Annotated in this window: 20 protein-coding genes; 8 read left to right on the forward strand and 12 right to left on the reverse strand. The window is 72.4% G+C overall.

What is annotated here, in order from left to right; translation table 11 throughout:
- Positions 1 to 139: 139 nt before the first annotated feature.
- Genes LVB77_RS00235 through LVB77_RS00245 form a run of 3 tightly spaced genes read left to right on the forward strand, consistent with a single transcriptional unit; the run spans position 140 to position 2914 of the window.
- Positions 140 to 1321, forward strand: coding sequence for a beta-ketoacyl-[acyl-carrier-protein] synthase family protein (locus LVB77_RS00235; protein ID WP_232908228.1), 1182 nt, complete (start codon positions 140 to 142; stop codon positions 1319 to 1321).
- Positions 1318 to 2094, forward strand: a complete 777-nt coding sequence (locus tag LVB77_RS00240) for a beta-ketoacyl synthase chain length factor (RefSeq protein WP_232908229.1) — start codon at positions 1318 to 1320, stop codon at positions 2092 to 2094. Before LVB77_RS00235 ends, LVB77_RS00240 begins: the two co-directional genes overlap by 4 nt.
- The gene (locus LVB77_RS00245) at positions 2087 to 2914 is read left to right on the forward strand and encodes a glycosyltransferase family 2 protein (RefSeq protein ID WP_232908230.1); all 828 of its coding nucleotides are present in this window, start codon (positions 2087 to 2089) and stop codon (positions 2912 to 2914) included. The genes LVB77_RS00240 and LVB77_RS00245 overlap by 8 nt, the downstream gene beginning before the upstream one ends.
- A gap of 165 nt (positions 2915 to 3079) precedes the next feature.
- Here the strand turns inward: LVB77_RS00245 and LVB77_RS00250 are convergent, their stop codons facing one another.
- The 10 genes from LVB77_RS00250 to LVB77_RS00295 form a co-directional block, all read right to left on the reverse strand.
- The gene (locus LVB77_RS00250) at positions 3080 to 3568 is read right to left on the reverse strand and encodes a DUF4156 domain-containing protein (protein WP_232908231.1); all 489 of its coding nucleotides are present in this window, start codon (positions 3566 to 3568) and stop codon (positions 3080 to 3082) included.
- A 109-nt stretch (positions 3569 to 3677) separates the two neighbouring features.
- Positions 3678 to 4418, reverse strand: coding sequence for a 3-oxoacyl-ACP reductase FabG (fabG, locus tag LVB77_RS00255; RefSeq protein ID WP_232908232.1), 741 nt, complete (start codon positions 4416 to 4418; stop codon positions 3678 to 3680).
- Positions 4419 to 4544: 126 nt separating this feature from the next.
- Positions 4545 to 5030: a hypothetical protein gene (locus tag LVB77_RS00260; RefSeq protein ID WP_232908233.1), complete on the reverse strand. Its 486-nt coding sequence runs from the start codon at positions 5028 to 5030 to the stop codon at positions 4545 to 4547.
- Positions 5031 to 5106: 76 nt separating this feature from the next.
- A complete protein-coding gene (locus tag LVB77_RS00265; protein WP_232908234.1) occupies positions 5107 to 5538 on the reverse strand; it encodes a phosphotransferase in 432 nt (143 codons plus the stop codon).
- Positions 5525 to 7870: an MMPL family transporter gene (locus LVB77_RS00270; RefSeq protein ID WP_232908235.1), complete on the reverse strand. Its 2346-nt coding sequence runs from the start codon at positions 7868 to 7870 to the stop codon at positions 5525 to 5527. The genes LVB77_RS00265 and LVB77_RS00270 overlap by 14 nt, the downstream gene beginning before the upstream one ends.
- Entirely contained in the window at positions 7867 to 8460 is a 594-nt protein-coding gene (locus LVB77_RS00275) for a LolA-related protein (RefSeq protein WP_305068925.1), read from the reverse strand. Before LVB77_RS00275 ends, LVB77_RS00270 begins: the two co-directional genes overlap by 4 nt.
- A 31-nt stretch (positions 8461 to 8491) precedes the next feature.
- Positions 8492 to 9532 (reverse strand): acyltransferase, encoded by a 1041-nt coding sequence (locus tag LVB77_RS00280; RefSeq protein WP_232908236.1) that lies wholly within the window; start codon positions 9530 to 9532, stop codon positions 8492 to 8494.
- Positions 9529 to 9825 (reverse strand): hypothetical protein, encoded by a 297-nt coding sequence (locus tag LVB77_RS00285; protein ID WP_232908237.1) that lies wholly within the window; start codon positions 9823 to 9825, stop codon positions 9529 to 9531. Before LVB77_RS00285 ends, LVB77_RS00280 begins: the two co-directional genes overlap by 4 nt.
- Before the next feature lie 70 nt (positions 9826 to 9895).
- Positions 9896 to 10585 (reverse strand): ketosynthase, encoded by a 690-nt coding sequence (locus LVB77_RS00290; protein WP_343226240.1) that lies wholly within the window; start codon positions 10583 to 10585, stop codon positions 9896 to 9898.
- A gap of 82 nt (positions 10586 to 10667) precedes the next feature.
- Positions 10668 to 10937, reverse strand: a complete 270-nt coding sequence (locus tag LVB77_RS00295; protein WP_232908239.1) for a phosphopantetheine-binding protein — start codon at positions 10935 to 10937, stop codon at positions 10668 to 10670.
- Positions 10938 to 11073: 136 nt separating this feature from the next.
- Between LVB77_RS00295 and LVB77_RS00300 the strand changes: the two genes are divergently transcribed.
- From LVB77_RS00300 to LVB77_RS00310, 3 genes are all read left to right on the forward strand, one after another.
- Positions 11074 to 12465, forward strand: coding sequence for an NAD(P)/FAD-dependent oxidoreductase (locus LVB77_RS00300; RefSeq protein WP_232908240.1), 1392 nt, complete (start codon positions 11074 to 11076; stop codon positions 12463 to 12465).
- Positions 12466 to 12479: 14 nt separating this feature from the next.
- Positions 12480 to 13481: a pteridine-dependent deoxygenase gene (locus LVB77_RS00305; RefSeq protein ID WP_232910400.1), complete on the forward strand. Its 1002-nt coding sequence runs from the start codon at positions 12480 to 12482 to the stop codon at positions 13479 to 13481.
- Positions 13482 to 13786: 305 nt separating this feature from the next.
- Positions 13787 to 14035, forward strand: a complete 249-nt coding sequence (locus LVB77_RS00310; protein ID WP_232908241.1) for a hypothetical protein — start codon at positions 13787 to 13789, stop codon at positions 14033 to 14035.
- Between the two features lie 238 nt (positions 14036 to 14273).
- Here LVB77_RS00310 and LVB77_RS00315 read toward each other — a convergent pair whose 3' ends face one another.
- Together LVB77_RS00315 and LVB77_RS00320 are read right to left on the reverse strand one after the other, a co-directional pair.
- Positions 14274 to 15836: an ABC transporter ATP-binding protein gene (locus LVB77_RS00315; protein ID WP_232908242.1), complete on the reverse strand. Its 1563-nt coding sequence runs from the start codon at positions 15834 to 15836 to the stop codon at positions 14274 to 14276.
- The gene (locus tag LVB77_RS00320; RefSeq protein WP_232908243.1) at positions 15833 to 16672 is read right to left on the reverse strand and encodes an ABC transporter permease; all 840 of its coding nucleotides are present in this window, start codon (positions 16670 to 16672) and stop codon (positions 15833 to 15835) included. The genes LVB77_RS00315 and LVB77_RS00320 overlap by 4 nt, the downstream gene beginning before the upstream one ends.
- Positions 16673 to 16787: 115 nt before the next feature.
- Here LVB77_RS00320 and LVB77_RS00325 point away from each other — a divergent pair, with 115 nt between their 5' ends.
- Together LVB77_RS00325 and LVB77_RS00330 are read left to right on the forward strand one after the other, a co-directional pair.
- Entirely contained in the window at positions 16788 to 17222 is a 435-nt protein-coding gene (locus tag LVB77_RS00325; RefSeq protein ID WP_232908244.1) for an Rrf2 family transcriptional regulator, read from the forward strand.
- A complete protein-coding gene (locus tag LVB77_RS00330; RefSeq protein ID WP_232908245.1) occupies positions 17219 to 17452 on the forward strand; it encodes a DUF2292 domain-containing protein in 234 nt (77 codons plus the stop codon). The genes LVB77_RS00325 and LVB77_RS00330 overlap by 4 nt, the downstream gene beginning before the upstream one ends.
- Positions 17453 to 17555 lie beyond the last annotated feature (103 nt).

Genomic DNA, 17555 nt, shown 5'->3' on the forward strand with positions numbered 1-17555 from the left:
GCGGCCGCCGCCGCACGCGTGCAGACGCGCCGTCCCGCCTGAACGCGCGCCGGCGCGAGCCGCGTGCCGCGCTGGCTATACTCCGGCCTCGTATCGCCTGGAGTTCCGCGTGTCGCTAGAGCCGTCGCCGCCCCCGCCCATGCCCGCACTGGCGATTCGCGCCTACACCGCGACCACCGCGCTGGGGCGCGGTCGCGAAGCCCAGGCCCGGGCCCTGCGCGAGCGTCGCGGCGGATTGCGCCGCAACGACTTCGGCGCCGACCCGCTGGATTGCTGGATCGGCCGCGTCGACGGCCTGGAAACGGCCGCGCTGCCGGATGAATTCGCGGTGTGGGAATGCCGCAACAACCGCCTGGCCTGGCTGGCGTTGAACCAGGACGGCCTGCGCGAGACCCTGGCTGAACTGATCGCGCGCCGCGGCGCCGAGCGCGTGGCCCTGGTGCTGGGCACCTCGACGGCCAGCATCGGCGCCACCGAAGAAGCCTATGCGCGCTTGCACGATGGCCGCTTCCCGGCCGACCTGGACCGGCCGCAGGTGCACCAGCCGCATTCGCTGGGCGGCTTCGTGCAGGCCGCGACCGGGCTGCGCGGGCCCTGCGTGACCGTGGCCACCGCCTGCTCGTCCAGCGCCAAGGTGTTCGCGCAGGCCGCGCGCCTGATCGCGTCGGGCTACGCCGATGCGGCCCTGGTCGGCGGCGTCGACACCTTGTGCGGCAGCGTGCTGTTCGGTTTCAACTCGCTGCAGCTGGTGACCGACGAGCCGTGCAAGCCGTTCGATGCCGGGCGCACCGGCCTGTCGCTGGGCGAAGCCGGCGGCTACGCCCTGATCGAACGCATCGACGGCGACGACGCCGGCGCCTTGCAACTGCGCGGCTACGGCGAATCCAGCGACGCCCACCACATGTCCGCGCCGCATCCGCAGGGGCTGGGCGCGCAGCTGGCGATGCGCGACGCGCTGTCGCGCGCCGGCATCGACGCCGGCGATGTCGGTTACCTCAACCTGCACGGCACCGCCACGCCGGCCAACGACCAGGCCGAGGCGATCGCGGTGGCCGCGCTGTTCCCCGACACGCTGCACGCCAGTTCGACCAAGGGCTGGACCGGCCACACCCTGGGCGCGGCCGGCATCGTCGAATCGACGATCGCGTTGCTGGCGCTGGAGCGCGGCGAGTTGCCCGGCACCCTCAACAGCGACACGCCCGACCCGGTCTGCGGCCCGCAGATCCGTTTCGCCAACGCCCAACGCGAGATCCGCTACGCGATGAACAATTCCTTCGGCTTCGGCGGCAACAATTGCTCGCTGGTGTTCGCGCGCGCATGACCGCGGTGTATATCGAGGGCATCGCCTACTGGAGCCGCGGCTTGCCGTCCTGGGAGGCCGCGCGCGCGCACGTCGCCGGCGCCGACGCCGCGACCGATGCGCCTCCCCGCCCGTCGCCGCAGCTGCTGCCCGCCAACGAGCGCCGGCGCGCGCCGGAAACCGTGGCGGTGGCGCTGGACGTCGCGCTGGCCGCTTGCCAGGCCGCCGATCGCGATCCGGCCGCACTGGCCAGCGTGTTCGCGTCCGCGCAGGGCGATCTGGGCATCACCGACTACATGTGCACCACGCTGGCCAGCGACCCGCGCGCGATCTCGCCGACGCGCTTCCATAACTCGGTGCACAACGCCGCCGCCGGCTACTGGACCATCGGCGCCGGCTGCATGCGCGCGGCGACCGCGATCAGCGCCGAACAGGCCAGCTTCGCGCAAGGCCTGATCGAGGCGATGGCGCAGCTGGCCGACGGCGCGTCAGCGGTGCTGCTGGTCGGCTACGACGGCGAATCGATCGGCGCGCTGAGCACGGTCACCGCCAGCGCGGGCCTGCTCGGCGGCGCGCTGGTGCTGTCGCGCACGCCGCGCGCCGGCGCAGTGCGGCTGAGCGCGCAGCTGCACGATGGCGTCGCCGACGCCGGCGGCGTGCTCACCGCGCGCGCGCAGGGCAATGCGATGGCGTCGATGGCGCCCTTGTTCGACGTCCTGGCCGAAGGCGGCGCGCGGGTGCGCCTGAACGCCGGTGCCGGGCGCGTGCTGGCGCTGGAGCTGGCGTATGACTGATTCCGCGCGCCTCGAACGCGACCAGGTCGCGGTGGTGATCCCCGCGCTCAACGAATCGCTGCGCATCCGCGAGACCGTCACCGGCGCGCTCGCGCATTGCCCCAACGTGATCGTGATCGACGACGGTTCCGACGACGGCACCGCGCAATGCATCGCCGACCTGCCGGTGACGGTGCTGCGGCACGAACGCCGCATGGGCAAGGGCGCCAGCCTGCGCGACGGTTTCCGCGAAGCGCTGCGGCGCGGCTATGCCGGCGTGCTGACCATGGACGGCGACGGCCAGCACGACCCGGCCGACCTGCCGCGCCTGCTGGCCAGCGCGCAGCGCCATCCCGGCTGCATCGTGATCGGCGCGCGCCTGCGCAAGCGCGCGTCGGCGCCGACCTACCGGCGCCTGGCCAACGAATTCGGCGACTGGGGCATCGGCTGGGGCTGCGGCTACCGCATCGCCGACAGCCAGAGCGGGCAGCGCTACTACCCGGCCGCGGTGTGCGCGCTGCAGGACGTGCCCGGCGAGGACTTCGTGTTCGAGGCGCAGATCCTGATCTCGGCCGCGCGCCGGCTCGGCCTGGGCGTGGTCTCGGTGCCGATCGAATCGCGCTACCAGCAGGCCGACGCCGCGGTGCAGTTCCGCAAGAGCCATTTCCGTCCCTTGCGCGACCTCTACCGCATCACTTCGCACGTGGTGTCGCAGGTATGGGGCTACGGCCAGGTGGTGCGCGAGTACAAGCGCACGCGCGCGGCCTTGCCGGTGATCGACGACCCCAGCGGCGAGTTCACGCGCGCTGCCCCGCGCGATCTGCCCGCCGAGCCGCGCTGAATCCGCCTCACGCGTGCGGCGCGATCGCCTCGCGTCCGTGTTGAACGCGCACGGCCCGATGGCGCCGAGGGTATGAAGGCGCCGCCACGGCGACGGCCTTTCTGCTGAACCTGTTCGGCGGGCGCACGGCGTTCGCCGATGCGCCCGACGGCGCGCGCTCGAGCGTCAGTTACCGCGCGGCGGTGCGGGCGGTGCCGGCGGCACGGACGCGGCCGGCACGGCGTCCGGCGGCGGCGGATTGGCCATCCAGATCGCGATGCCGTGCGCGTACTTCTGCCGCGGCGTGATGTCGATGCCGACGCCGCCGGAGCTGAAACTGCGGCCGCCGTAACGGCCGCCGCCGGCGCCGACGGTCATGCCGCCACCGCCGTAACCGTCCTCGGTGCCCTGGAACAGCACGCCGTTGGCGCCGAGCTTGGCGGCCTCGTTGCGCAGCTTGGCGATCACCGAGTTCATCTTGTTCTGCTCGCCGTAGGTGAACGAACCGCTGTTGCTCTGGAGCATGGCGATCTGCTCGTAACCGCCGGCGGGCGGAGTGAAGTACACCCGTACCGTGGCGGGGTCGACCGGCGGCCGCGGCGAGCCAACCAGGACGTGCGAGCTGGCGCACGCGGCCAGCAACGGCAGCAGCAAGATCAGAAGGTAACGACGCATGGCAGGACTCCGCTGCGGTGGTGGCTGCATGCTACCGCCGCCCCGGCCGCACCGCCTGACCGAGCGCCGAACGGGCGCGCCCGCCCGACGGAAGGCCGCGCACGCGCGCCTAACCCATGCCGCCGTTGACGCCGATCACCTGGCCGGTGACGTAGCTGGCGCCGTCCGAGCACAGGAACGCGACCAGCGCGGCCACCTCGTCCGGCCGCCCGGCGCGACCGGCCGGCACCAGCTGGCGCACGGTCTCGGGCGGGAAGGTGTCGGCGGTCATGCGGCTTTCGATCACGCCCGGCGCGACCACGTTGACGGTGATGCCGCGCGAGGCCATTTCGCGCGCCAGCGACATCGAGGCGCCGTGCAGGCCGGCCTTGGCCGCGGCGTAGTTGGTCTGGCCGCGATTGCCCAGCACCGCGGCGATCGAGGACACGCTGACGATGCGGCCCCAGCGCGTGCGCGCCATCGGCAGCAACAGCGGTTGGGTGACGTGGAAGAAGCCGTGCAGCGAGATGTCGATCACGCGCTTCCATTGTTCGTCCGTCATGCCGGCCATCGGCGCGTCGTCGTGCGCGCCGGCGTTGTTGACCACAACCTGGATCGGGCCGTCGGCCAACACGGCTTCCAGCGCCTCGCGCGTGGCCTCGCCGTCGGCGACGTCGAAGGCCAACGCCTGGGCGCTGCCGCCGGCTTCGCGGATCGCCGCCACCGTGGCCTGCGCACGCGCCAGGTTGGCGTTGGCGTGAACGAGCACGTGCAGGCCGTCGGCGGCCAGGCGCGCGCAGATCGCCGCGCCCAGATCGCCGCTGCCGCCGGTGACCAGGGCGCGACGGGCGGTGGAGGACGGCTGGCTCATGCGCTGGACTCGCGGCGGGACGGACCCGAATTGTCCCCGCCCGGCGCCCGCAGCGGAAGCCAGCAACACCTTCATCGAAGCGCCGGTGCGCGCGAGCCGCGACATGCGGGGCCGCGCCGGCGCCGTTCAGTACGGCGAGAAGCCTGGCGGGTACGGGGGTTCGCCATCGTTGCCGTAGGTGTTGGAGGTCCGCACCAGGGACTGAGTGACGATCGCGCCGCTGGCGTCGCAGGCCAGGGTCTGGATGGCCTGCCACACCGCCCAGTCCTCGCCGTCGCCGTCCAGCACCACCACCCAGAACTGCAGCGTGCGCTGCGCGCCCGGCTCCATGCGTATCGACGGCGGGTCGACGAAGTTGATCGTGACCGCACCGTCGTCGGCATTGGTAGCCTCCCAGTTGTCGAACACGCTCGACTGCCCACCCACCAACGCGAACATGTCGGTCCAGGTGTCGGGCTCCATGCCAGCCACGTAGGGCCGGTCGGTGCACTCGAGCCAGTTCAGACGCGCGCCGTAGCGCTCAGGCAGTGTGATGCGCAGGTTGAAGGTCTGGCCGAACTGGCCGTCGGCCTGATACGGCTGCACACTGGTCAGCTGGAACTCCATGGTCATGGCCTTGCTCCGGTAGGCGGCCGCGCGTGAGCGCGCGACACCTATCTGGAACGCGACGCCATCGGCGCCGTGAAGCTCAGTCCGGGCGCAGCATCACCGCGGCGCGGCCGGACGCCAGCAACACGCCCTGGTGATGCAGGGCGAACTCGTACTGCCAGCTGTCGCCGGCGTCGATGAGCTTGCGCGCCCGCGCTTGGATCGCGCCGGGCAGGTCGTCGATGCGCGCCAGGTGCAATTCGACGCCGCGCAGCGCCACCAGCAGGCCCGGACGCGCGGCCTCCCCGGCCGCTTGCGCGAGCAGGCCGCCGTGCACCGCCATCGCCTGCGCGCCGTATTCGCACAGGTGCACCGCGCGTAGTCGCCCGTCGCTGCGCAACGGATGCGCGGGGTCGCGGTGGCCGTGGCCGCGCAGCGCGATGCTGTCCGCATCCCAGTCCAACACCTCTTCCCACAGGCACATCAGGCCCTGGTGCGGGATCAGCGCGGCGATGTCCTCACGCCGCCGCATCGTCGCCCTCGCGCATCGAAGCCGGCTCGCGCACGATCAACAGCGCCAGCACGAAATTGAACGCCACGCCCAGCGCCACCGTGGCGCCGATCGCGCGCAGCACCGGAATCGACGACGACGCCAGCAGCGCGAACACCAGCAGCGTGGTCAGGCTGCAGACGATCACCGCATGCAGGGTGCGCAGCTGCTCGGCGTAATCGTCGCCGGCATGATCGAAGAACAGCGCGTAGTCCAGGCCCAGGCCCGCCGCCAGGATCAGCGCGACCAGGTGGAACAGGTTGAGTTCGACGCCGAGCCCGCGCAGCACCGCCAGGATCAGCAGCGTGGTCAGCGCCATCGGCGCCAGCACGCGCAGCACGCGCCGCGGCGAACGCAGCGCGAACCACACCGTCGCCGCCAGCAGCACCGCCGCCAGGCCCAGCGCCAGCAGCACGCGTCCGCGGTAGGCGGCGACCAGCGATTCGGAAGCCTGCTTGAGGTCCAGCAATTGCGCGCCGTGGGCGCCGGCGACGCGCGCGACCGCGGCCGGATCCTCCAGCCCACTCAGCGACACCAGCGCGGTAGCGTGGCCGGGACGCTGCAGCAACAAACCGGCGACGCTGGCCGCCAGCGGCGTGCCGTCCAGGTCGGCCGGAATCAGCGGCGGGGCCTGGCGCGCGGCGGCGACGTCGGCGCCGAAACCGGCGAAGGCGTCGGCGCGGAACGGACTGTCGGCCACCGCCGTGGCCAGCGCCGCGTCCAGCGTGGCCGCGCCGGGCAGCTTGATCTGACGCGCGCGCTGGGTGGCCGCGCTGGGCAGGTAACGCGCGGCCAGGTCGTAGCCGCCGATCGCGCCTTGCGCGCGCAAACCTTGCAAGGCCGGCATCAACCGTTCCGACGCGCGCAGCGCGGCTTCGGCGTCACCAGCTTCCAGCGCGATCACGTAACGCACGTCGGGCGCGCCGAGTTCGCCGCGCAGCTGCGCGTCGCGCGCGAGCGCATCGGCGGGCACCGGCGTGAGCTTGGCCAGATCGTTCTGCCAGAACGGCCCCGGCGCCAGCCAGGTCACGCCCAGCGCGAGCGCGGCCAGCACCAGCATCGCCGGCGCGCGCAAACGCGGCAGGCGCGCCAGCGCCCGCCACGCGCGCGCCAGCGCGGCCGATCCGGCGGCGTCGCGCGGCGCGGGATCGATCAGCGCCGGCAACACGAAGCGCGTGGTCAGCGCGGCCGTGCCCAGGCCGACGATGGTGAACACCGCCAACTGCTGCAGGCCGTCCACCCCGGACACCATGAAGGTCAGGTAGGCGATGCAGGTCGAGGCCACGCCGGTGCCCAGCGTCGGCCACAGCGCGCGCGCGCTGGCCCAGGGCGACAGGCCCGGCCGCTGATGGCTGAACAGGTGGATCGGATAATCCTGCGCCACGCCGATCAGGGTGAAGCCGAACGCGACGGTGATGCCGTGCACGCCGTCGAAGGCCAACGCGACCGCGCCCAGGCCGGCCAGGCCGGCGCTGGCCAGCGGCAGGCCGCCCAGCAGCGGCGCCTTCCAGCTGCGATAGGCCAGCCACAGCAGCAGCACGAACACCAGGCTGTCGATGGTGCCGATCAGGCTGGCCTCGCGCGCGGTGCGGCCGCCGATCTCGACCGAGAACGCGCCCGGCCCGCTCAGCGTCAGCTGCGATTTGGACGCGCCGCGCGCCTGCGCGAACGCGGCGCGGATTGCATCCACCGCGGCCTGCTGGCCGGTGGGATCGAAGCCCGCCGCGCGCGTTTCCAGCGCCAGCAGCGCCTCGCGGCCGGCGCGGTCGAACCACACGCCGTGCAAACGCTGCGGCGCGTTCGCCGGCTGCCAGGCCTCGGCCAGCTTCAGGGTTTCCAGGGTCGGGTCGCTGGGCAGCAAGGGTTCGAGCATCGCCGAGGCCGGCGAGCCCAGATCCTGCACGCGCGCCTGCAATTCATCGCTCAGGTAGGCCGCGTCGAAGGCCTGCGTGTCCAGCGTCGGCGACAGCAGATAGCGATACGGGCGCAGGCGTTCGGGAATCGCGTCCAGGCCCAGGTCGGCGCCGTTGGCGACCAACTTGAATTCCGCTTTCGCCGCCAGCGCGCGGCGCATCGCCTCCGATTGCGCGGCCAGCGCCTGCGGCGTGTCGCCCGACAGCGCGACCAGCAACAGACGCGAGCCCGGCCCCTCGCCCAGCTCGTCGATCAACAGCTTCTGCGCGGGCGTGCGCGCGCTGGGCATGAAGCGGCGCAGATCGCCGCTGAGCTGCAGATGCTGGCTGATCGCCCAAGCGCCGAGCGCGAGCGCGGCCAGCCACAGCAGGGCCAGGCCCAGACGACGCGCTGGCGTCATCGCGGCGCTGTGCCGTGGCCGCGGCACAGCGCGGCGAGCTGGCTGGCGTCGGTGACGGCGGCCGCCTCACGCGCGGCGCCGGCCAGCAGCGTGCGCTGCAACTCGATCGCGCCGCTGGCGTCCGAACGCGCCGGACGCGCCTCGATGCAGCGCAGCTCGGCGCCGCGGCCGCGCAGGGTGATGCCCTGCAGCTTGGCCGCGACCGCGTTGCTGCGCGGGGTCAGCGTCATCGTCCACTGCTGGCGCGTGCCTTCGGCGACGACGTGGTACTGCTGCTCCAGGCGCTTGCGGTCGCCGGCCAGCAGGGCGCCGAAGCTGGCCTGCAGGCCGGCCAGTTCCGGCGCGCGCGACAGCGAGAACGTGCGCGCGGCCTTGCCGGCGCGCTGGATCTTCACTTCGCCGGCGCGGATGGTGGTGGTCTCGACGTAAGGCGCGCGCACGTCGCGTATCAGGGTGTCGTCCTCCAGGCGCTGGTACTCGCCGCTCAGGCGCAGCGGCGCCTTGAGCAGGGCCGAGCCGCGGATCTCGACGAAGGCGGTGCGCATGCTGGCCGGTTGCGCCAGCCGCGCCAGGATCCAGTCCGGGTCCACCGCCGCGGCGGGCGCGGCGCCCGCGGCCGGCTCAGGCGGAGCGGCGCTCAGCGAGCCGGCGGCGCAGGCCAGCGCCAGCGCCCAGGCCCAGCGGCGCGGCCGGATCGTCGTGGGCGAGGCCGGCGCCGCCGCCCTGCGCGTGGCTGTCGGAAGCTGTGCTGTCTTGGACCGCGTCATCGGCATGCCAGAAGTCGTAGAAGTTGAACCAGTTGTAGGGCGCGTCGCAGGCGTGGTGCTGCAGGCGCGCGGCGTAGGCTTCGATCTGCGTCGCCAGCACCCGCGCCCGATCCTGGCGCGCGATCGCCGATCCGTCGCTGAACGGCTCGAACACCAGATCGTAGCGGGCGCCGCCGCGGTACAGACCGAAGGCCAGCATCACCGGCGCTTTCAACGTCGCCGCGACCAGCCACGGCGCCAGCGGGAACGGCGCCGGCGCGCCCAGGAACGGCGTGCGCAGCCAGGGCTCGCCCGGCCGCGCGCGATCGACCAGCAGGGCCACCAGCGCGCCCTCGTCCAGGGCCTGCTTCACCGCCAGCACGATCGACGGACCGTCCTGGCCGGCATCGATCACGCCGGCGGCGATGCGCGGGTCCAGCGAGTCCAGCAGTTGGGTCATCGCCGGGTTGTGCGAACGGTCGAACACCACCCGCACCTGCACCTCCGGCGCGCTGCGCGCGAGCACGCGCAGGGCCTCGAAGCTGCCCAGGTGGGAACCGAAGATCAGCGCGCCGCCGCGCCCGTGCTGCGCGCGCAGCGCGTCCAGCCCGCTCACGCGCACGTCGAAGTAATGCATCTGCCCGCCGAGCATGAACAAGCGGTCCAGGATGGTCGCGGCGAAGGTGTGGATGTGGCGCGCGATCTCCAACAGCCCCGGCCGGCGGCCCAGCGCGCGCGTCAGGTAGGCGCGCGAGGCACGCCGTTCCGGGCCGCGCACCAGCACGAAGTAGGCGGTGATCGGATACAGGCACAGCCGCGCCAGGCCGCGCCCGCCGCAGCGCGCGATCAGCCGCAGCAGCCGCAGCGCGAACGGGCTGCCGCCCTCCGGGCGCTGCTTCCAGTGTTCGCCGCTCATGCCGGCGCGTCCGCGACGACTTCGCCGCTGGCCAACAGGGCGTCGCCATGCAGCACGCGGAACCGCCAGCGCGGCGCGGCGCCGTCCAGCGCGTCGAGTTCGATGCGCGCGGTCTGCTCCGGCAGCAGGGGCTGGGCGAACTTCACCTGCGGCAAGCGCAGTCCCGCCAGCGGCCCGTGCGCGGCCTCGATCGCGTCCAGCACGCGGTCCAGCACGACCACGCCCGGCACCACCGGCCGGCCGGGGAAATGCCCGGGCAAGCTGGGATGATCGGCGGCGATGCGGAATTCCATGCGGACGGGCTGAGCGACGGTCGCGGCGGCGGAGCCACAGGATAACCGCGTCGCTATGCCGATCCTGGCTTCAATCGAACAGGCTGCGCCAGAACGCCGGGCCCAGCGCGCCCATGCGGCGCAGGAAGTCCCAGAAGTTGCGGTAGGGGCGATCGGTGAACACGCGCTTGCGGTACAGGTACTCGCCGACGAAGAAGCCGCCGACGATGCCGTAGTTGAGCAGGTTGGCGAACCACGACCACTGCTCCTGGCTGATCGACACCGGCGGGATCTGGCCCAGCCGCGCCAGCACGCCGCCGGGCACGGCGATCATCGCCAGCACCGCATTGGCCAGCGCCAGGCCGCCCAGCAGCCAGGCCCAGATCGCGGTCAGGCGGCGCGAGTACTGGTAGACGTCGGCCGGCAGCCGGCTGGGTTCGCAGGCGTCCAGGGCCGCGACGATGCGGGTGATCAGGCCCTCGCGCGGCGCGCGCAGGCTGCGCGCGAACCACCAGGCCAGGGCGCCGGTGAACAGCACCGGCGGGGTCAGCAGCAACAGCTGCGGATAGGGGGTGTGGACGATCGCGGCCAAGCCGGCCACGATCGCGGCGAACACCAGCCAGGCGCTCAGGCGCAGGTGCAGCAGGGCCTCGATCTGCACCAGCAGGGCCAGGTCGATCAGGGCGATCGCCGCCGGCCAGCCGCCGCCGTCGTGGCTGGCCCAGTGCGCGAGCAAGGGGTAGGCGATCGCCAGCAGCAGGCGCAGCACGGCGCCGGTCATGCGCGCGGCGTCCATGGACGGGGCAGCTCTGGGCAGGGCGTGCGCGGGCAGCGGCCGCGCGACCGGCCGGGCGCGGGCGCGCTCAGCTGGTGCGGTTCCGTTCGATATGCGCCGACAGCGCGCGCAGCGAGGCGAAGATGCGGCGGTTCTCGTCGCTGTCCGAGCGCAGCTGGAAGCCGTAGCGCTTGGACACCACCAGGGCCAGTTCCAGGGCGTCGATCGAGTCCAGGCCCAGGCCTTCCCCGAACAGGGCCGCCTCGGGCGCGATCGCGGCCGGGTCGACGTCTTCCAGGTTCAGGGTTTCGACCAGGAGCTGGGCGAGCTCGTGTTCGGCGGGGCTCAGTTCGGACATCGGGACGATCCAACGGCGGGCGGCAAGGTGCGCCACGATCCGGCATCGGGCGGCCGCGCGCAACCGTCCCAGCGCTGGGACGGTTTGGGCGCCCGGATCCGGACAGCGATCACGGACGGCGAGCTATCATTCGCCGATGAGCTCAACGATTCCCGCGTCCGGCCCCGCCGACGCCCACCCGGACGCAAACCTGAACGGCCCTGCCGCCGGCTCCGACCTCAGCCCCGACGTGCTGGTCATCGGCGGCGGCCCCGCCGGCACCACCGCCGCGACCCTGCTGGCGCGCAAGGGCTGGAAGGTGCTGCTGCTGGAAAAGGACGCGCACCCGCGCTTCCACATCGGCGAGTCGCTGCTGCCGATGAACCTGCCCATCCTCGAGCGTCTGGGCGTGCTGGACCAGGTCAAGGCGATCGGCACCCACAAGCCGGGCGCCGAGTTTCCGATCGACGAACGCAACTACAACACCTTCCGCTTCGAGCGCGCGCTGAACCCGAAGTTCGGCTACGCCTACCAGGTCAAGCGCGAGGAATTCGACCAGCTGCTGTTCCGCAATGCCCAGGCCAACGGCGTGGACGCGCGCGAGCGGGTCAAGGTGGAGAAGGTCGAATTCGGCGCCGACGGCCGCCCCAGCGTGGTCCATGCGCGCGACGCCGACGGCGCCGCGCTGACCGTGCGCCCGCGCTACGTGGTCGACGGCAGCGGCCGCGATGCGTTCTTCGGCAGCCAGCTCAAGCTCAAGCGCAAGAACCCGCTGCACCAGTCGGCGGCGATCTTCAGCCACTTCACCGGCGTCGAACGCCGCGACGGCGAGGACGCCGGCAACATCACCGTGCAGCGTTTCGCGCACGGCTGGATGTGGCTGATCCCGCTGCAGAAGGACGTGATGAGCGTCGGCGCGGTGTGCTTCCCCGAATACCTCAAGCAGCGCCGCGGCGAGACCGAAGCGTTCCTGATGAAGACCCTGGAGTCCGAGCCGCAGGTGTGGGCGCGCATGCAAGGCGCGCAACGCGTCGGCGCGGTCCATGTCACCGGCAACTATTCCTACACCTGCACGCAGATGACCGGCCCGGGCTGGGTGATGGTCGGCGACGCCTACGCCTTCGTCGATCCGGTGTTCTCCTCCGGCGTGTACCTGGGCATGAACAGCGGCGAGCAGGCGGCCGAGGTGGTCGACGGCGCGCTGCGCGATCCTTCGCGCGAGGCGGCGCTGCAGGCGGCGATGGTCAAGCGCCTCAAGCGCGGCCTCAAGCACTTCCAGTGGTTCATCTACCGCTTCACCACGCCGGTGATGCGCACCTTGTTCAGCGCGCCGCGCAACTACTGGCAGGTCGAGCAGGCGGTGATCTCGATGCTGGCCGGCGACGTGTTCGACAACCCGGCGGTGCTGCGCCGCCTGCGCATGTTCCGCTTCATCTACGCGATGACCGCGCTGCGCATGGCGCCGGAGGCGCTGCGCGGCTGGCTGCGGCGCAAGCGGCAGGTCGGGGTCGATTTCCGCGGCGACACGCTGCAGCAGGGCAACCCGTGAGCGCGGCCGCTACCGTGCTGGCGTCCAGCCCGCGCTACAGCGTCGATTACAGCGGCGCCGACCCGGCCAGCATCCTGGCCGGCGACGACGTGCTGGCGGTGTTCGGCTTCGGCGCCGATGCGCCGCATCACGACGATCCGCGCTACCTGCGCGTGGCGCTGGAACCCTTCGGCGAGCCGCGCCTGGAAGTCTGGCGCGGCTCGGCGCCGGTGGCCTGCGGCCGCGACGGCGACCTGGTCTGGGCCGAGGACGGCGCGCTGCAGTTCGGCGCGATGGAGATCGACGAACCGCCGGGCGTCAACGTCAACGACGGCATCGGCGCGGCGGCGGAGACCATCTACGCGCGCATGACGCAGTTCACCCGCGAGCGCGGCTACCCGCACCTGCTGCGGATCTGGAACTACCTCGACGGCATCACCGTCGGCCAGGGCGATGCCGAACGCTACCGCGTGTTCTGCGTCGGCCGCGCGGCCGGCCTGGGCGACTTCGACCCGGCGCAATTGCCCGCCGCGACCGCGATCGGCAAGGTCAGCCAGGCCGGCGCGACGCAGCGCCTGCAGGTGTATTGGCTGGCCTCGCGCACGCCCGGCACGCCGCTGGAAAACCCGCGCCAGGTCAGCGCCTACCGGTATCCGCGTCAGTACGGCCCGCAGCCGCCGAGCTTCGCGCGCGCGATGCTGCCGCCGGCCGGCAGCGCGATGCCGCTGCTGCTGTCGGGCACCGCCGCCATCGTCGGCCACGAGTCGCGCCACATCGATTCGGTCGACACCCAGCTCGACGAAACCCTGGCCAACTTCGACAGCCTGATCGCCGCGGCGCGCGCGCAACGCCCGTCGCTGCCGGCGCGCTTCGGCCCCGGCGCACGCTTGAAGGTGTACGTGCGCGACAGCGAGGAAGTGCCGGCGGTGATGGCCGCGCTGGACGCACGCCTGCCCGGCATCGACCGCATCGTGGTGCAGGCCGCGGTCTGCCGCCGCGAACTGCGCGTCGAAATCGACGGCGTGCACGATCTCTAGCTGGGATTCGAGGGTCTAAATTCGGGCTTCGGGAATCAACCTCCCGTCATTCCGGCGAACGCCGGAACCCATGTTGACCTTCGCGCTTATCCCTTGCGTCGGGAATCAAACTCCTGTCATTCCGGCGTTCGCCGGAACGATGGCCGAGACGCCGCATGCCGGCGCTCAACCGCCTGCACGCCGCCGCCTCAGCCCCAAGGGGTGCCGAAAGACACCCCGACCCGGCGACCGCCGGCCCTTGAAACCGCGCCGGCCGGCAGCATCATGGCCTTGAGCGCATCCGCGCCCGCATGGGAGACCGCACGATGGGATTGATCAGCCTGCTTTGGGGCATCTTCGCGATGATCTGGATGGTGATCGCCCTGATCCCGGTGATCGGACTCAGCAACTGGCTGCTGATCCCCTTCGCCGCCGTCGGCGCCGTGATCGCCGCGATCGGCATCCTGTTCACCCGCGAGCAACACCGCGGCCGCGCCAAGACCGGCCTGGTGCTCAACACCCTGGTGATCGTGGTCGCGATCGTGCGCCTGTCGATGACGGGCGGTCTGTTCTGAGGCCAGGCCGCCGAGGCCGTGCGGCGCATCCGCGGTGGCAGCGGCGTAAGCCGCGATTCCTCCGCACACCGATGCGCTGCCCTTCCGCAACGCAGACAACGACCGCACCGCTCTGAGCGCCCGAGCGAAAGCCCGCTTTGGGGTAGGAACGGCGTGAGCCGCGATGCGCCCTACCGAAAGGGCTGCCCGTAGGCACGTAGGAAATCGCGGCTCGGACGCACCCGCACCCCTTGCGCGGTCAACCCACCGCGCTACTCGGCCGCGCCGCCAGCAACGCGCGCGTATGCGCATGGACCGGCGCGCGCAGCACCTGCCCGGTCGGTCCGGTCTCGACGATGCGCCCCGCCTCCAACACCGCGATGCGTTCGGCCACCGCGGCGGCCGCGGCCAGGTCGTGGGTGACGAACAGCAAGGCCAGCCCGCGCTCGCGCTTGAGCCGCGCCAGCAAGGCCAGGATCGCGCCGCGATGGTGCGCGTCCAGCGCCGACACCGCTTCGTCGCAGACCAGCAGCTCCGGATCGGTGGCCAGCGCGCGCGCGATCGCGATGCGCTGGCGCTGACCGCCGGAAAACTGGTGCGGGTAACGGTCCAGCATGGCCGCCTCCAGGCCCACCGCCTGCAGCAATTCGCCGGCGCGCGCGCGCCGCGCGGCCGCGTCGCCGCGCGCATGGATGCGCAGCGGCTCGGCCACGATCTCGGCCACGCGCATGCGCGGATCCAGCGAGGCGTAGGGATCCTGGAACACCACTCCGGTGCGCGCGCGCAGATCGCGCAGCGCGCGCGGCGTCGCCGCGCTCAGATCGACGCCGTCCAGCAGCACCCGCCCTTGCGCGCCGCGCAGCAGCCGCAACAAGGCGCGGCCCAGCGTACTTTTGCCGCTGCCGCTTTCGCCGACCAGGGCCAGGCCCTCGCCGCGCCGCAGCTCGATCGAGACGCCGTCCAGGGCCGCGCGCGGCGCGTGCGGGTAGCGCATGCGCAGGCCTTCGCCGCGCAACAGCACCGGCGCGTCGCTCGCCGACGCATCGGTCGCCGTGGGCGCGATCGCGTCGGCGGCCAGCAACTCGCGCGTGTACGCATGCTGCGGCGAGGCGAACACCGCCGCGGTGCCGCCGCGTTCCACCGCCTGGCCGCGCTGCAGCACCACCAGGCGCTGCGCGTAGGCGCCGACCAGGGGCAGGTCGTGGCTGATCAGCAACAGGGCCAGACCGTCCTCGCGCCGCAGCGCGTCGAGCAGGTCGAGGATGTCGCGCGCGATGCGCGCGTCCAGCGCCGAGGTCGGCTCGTCGGCGATCAGCACGCGCGGCCGCGTCGCCAAGGCCAGCGCGATCGCCACGCGTTGGCGCTGCCCGCCCGAGAACTGATGCGGATAACGGCGCAGCGCCGCCGCCGGCTCCGGCAACTGCACGCGCGCCAGCAGCGCCTGCGCCTCGTCCTGCGCCGCGCCGCGCTCCAGCCCGCGCACCACGCGCAAGGTTTCCCGCAACTGGCTGCCGACGCTGCGCAAAGGATGCAGCGACGCCAGTGGATCCTGCGGCACCCAGCCCAGCACGCGGCCGCGCAGCGCCGCGTGCGCGCGCGAGCCCGGCGCGATCGTGTCGCCGTCCACGCTCAGCCCGCCCGTGGCGCGCAAGCCCGGCGGCAGCAGCCCCAGCAACGACAGCGCGCTCAGGCTTTTGCCGCTGCCGCTCTCGCCGACCACGCCCAGGCATTCGCCCGCGTGCAGTTGCAGGTCCAGCGGCCCGAGCAGGCGGCGCGCGCCGGCATCGACACATAGCCCCTTCACCGCTAGCGTCGCGCTCATGCGGCCGCGGCCTCGTGTTCGCCGCGCACGTCCAGCCAATCGCGCAGGCCGTCGCCGAGAAACTGGAACGTGGCCAGGGTCGCGACCAGGAATCCGGCCGGGAACAGCAGCGTCCATGGCGCACTGTCGAGCTCCTGCACGCCCTCCGACAGCAGCGTGCCCCAACTGGCCGAAGGCTCGTCCACCGACAGCCCGAGGAAGCCCAGGAAACTCTCGACCAGGATCGCCTGCGGCAGGATCAGCCCCAGGTACACGAACGCCAGCGGCAGCAGATTGGGCAGCACGTGCCAGCGCAGGCGCTGGCCGAATCCGGCGCCGGCGGCCTGCGCGGCGAGCACGAACGGCGCCTCGCGCAGGCGCGCCGCCTCCGCGCGCATCACCCGCGCCAGATCGATCCAGACGTAGCCGCCGATCGCCGCCAGCAGCAGGCCCAGCGAACGCTCGAACAACGTCAGCAGCAAGATCACCACTAACAGGAACGGCAGCGCCGAGAACACGTCCAGCACGCGCAACAGCGCGCGCTCGACGCGGCCGCCGGCCAGGCCGGCGATGGCGCCGTAGCCCAGGCCGATCGCCAGCGCGACCACGCTGGCCAACAGGCCGATGGTCAGCGACAGTCGCCCGCCGGCCAGGGTGCGCGCGTACACGTCGCGGCCGATCGCGTCGGTGCCGAACCAGTGCCCGGCCTGCCCGGGCGCGGCCGACAGGGCCTCCCAATCCGGCGTATGCGGGTCGTAAGCGCTCAGCCCGGGGCCCAACCAGCACAGCGCCGCCAGCGCGGCGAGCGCGATCAGGCAGGCGCGGGCCACGGGCGGCAGGGTACGTAGGGATCGCATACGCGCATCGTAGCGGGCACATGCCGCCTGAGCATATGCAGATGACGCATCGCCTTTTCCGTCGTGGCGGGCTTTGCGGCCTTATTCCCTACATGGCGAATAGGAAATGCTGACGATGAAGGCGAAATACGCACTGCGCGCGATGTGCGCGCTGGCGCGCGCCGACGACGGCCGGCTGCAAGCCCGGGCGATCGCCGAACACAGCCGCACGCCCGAGAAATTCCTGGAATCGATCCTGGTCGATCTGCGCGAAGCCGGTTTCATCCACAGCCGCCGCGGCCAGAAGGGCGGCCACGCCCTGGCGCGTCCAGCCGAGCAGATCCGCGTCGGCGACCTGATCCGCGCCATCGACGGCCCGCTGGCGCCGGTGCGCTGCGCCAGCGTCAGCGCCTACCGCGCCTGCGCCGACTGCCCCGATCCGGCGCAGTGCGAGCTGCGTGCGCTGATGCGCGAGGCGCGCGACGCCCTGTCGCGGGTGCTGGACGGCTGCAGCCTGGGCGAGCTCGCGCGCGGCCCGGGCGCCGCGTTGCTGGCCGGAGATGCGGCATGAACGCGGCCCGGCGCAAGCCGCGCGGACGCGGCACGGACGCGGCGCACGCGGTCGAGGTCGAGCCCGCGGTCAATATCGTCAACCTCAGCGACAGCGAGTTCGCGGTGCTGACCGCGCTGCGCGAGATCGGTTACGGTCAGGTGGAAGTGGTGGTGCACGGATCGCAGATCGTGCAGATCACGCGCAGCGAGCGCGTGCGCGTCGAAGAGCCGCGGAGCCGGCCGCTGTGAGGGCGACGTCGCCCGCACGCGTCCGCCGCTGTCGAAGTCCTTAGCCGGCTTCGACGGACCGAGGCCTTCCACCGCACCCACGCGCACGACATCCTTCCCCCTT

The sequence above is a fragment of the Lysobacter sp. 5GHs7-4 genome (genome assembly GCF_021284765.1).
Taxonomy (GTDB): Bacteria; Pseudomonadota; Gammaproteobacteria; order Xanthomonadales; family Xanthomonadaceae; genus Lysobacter.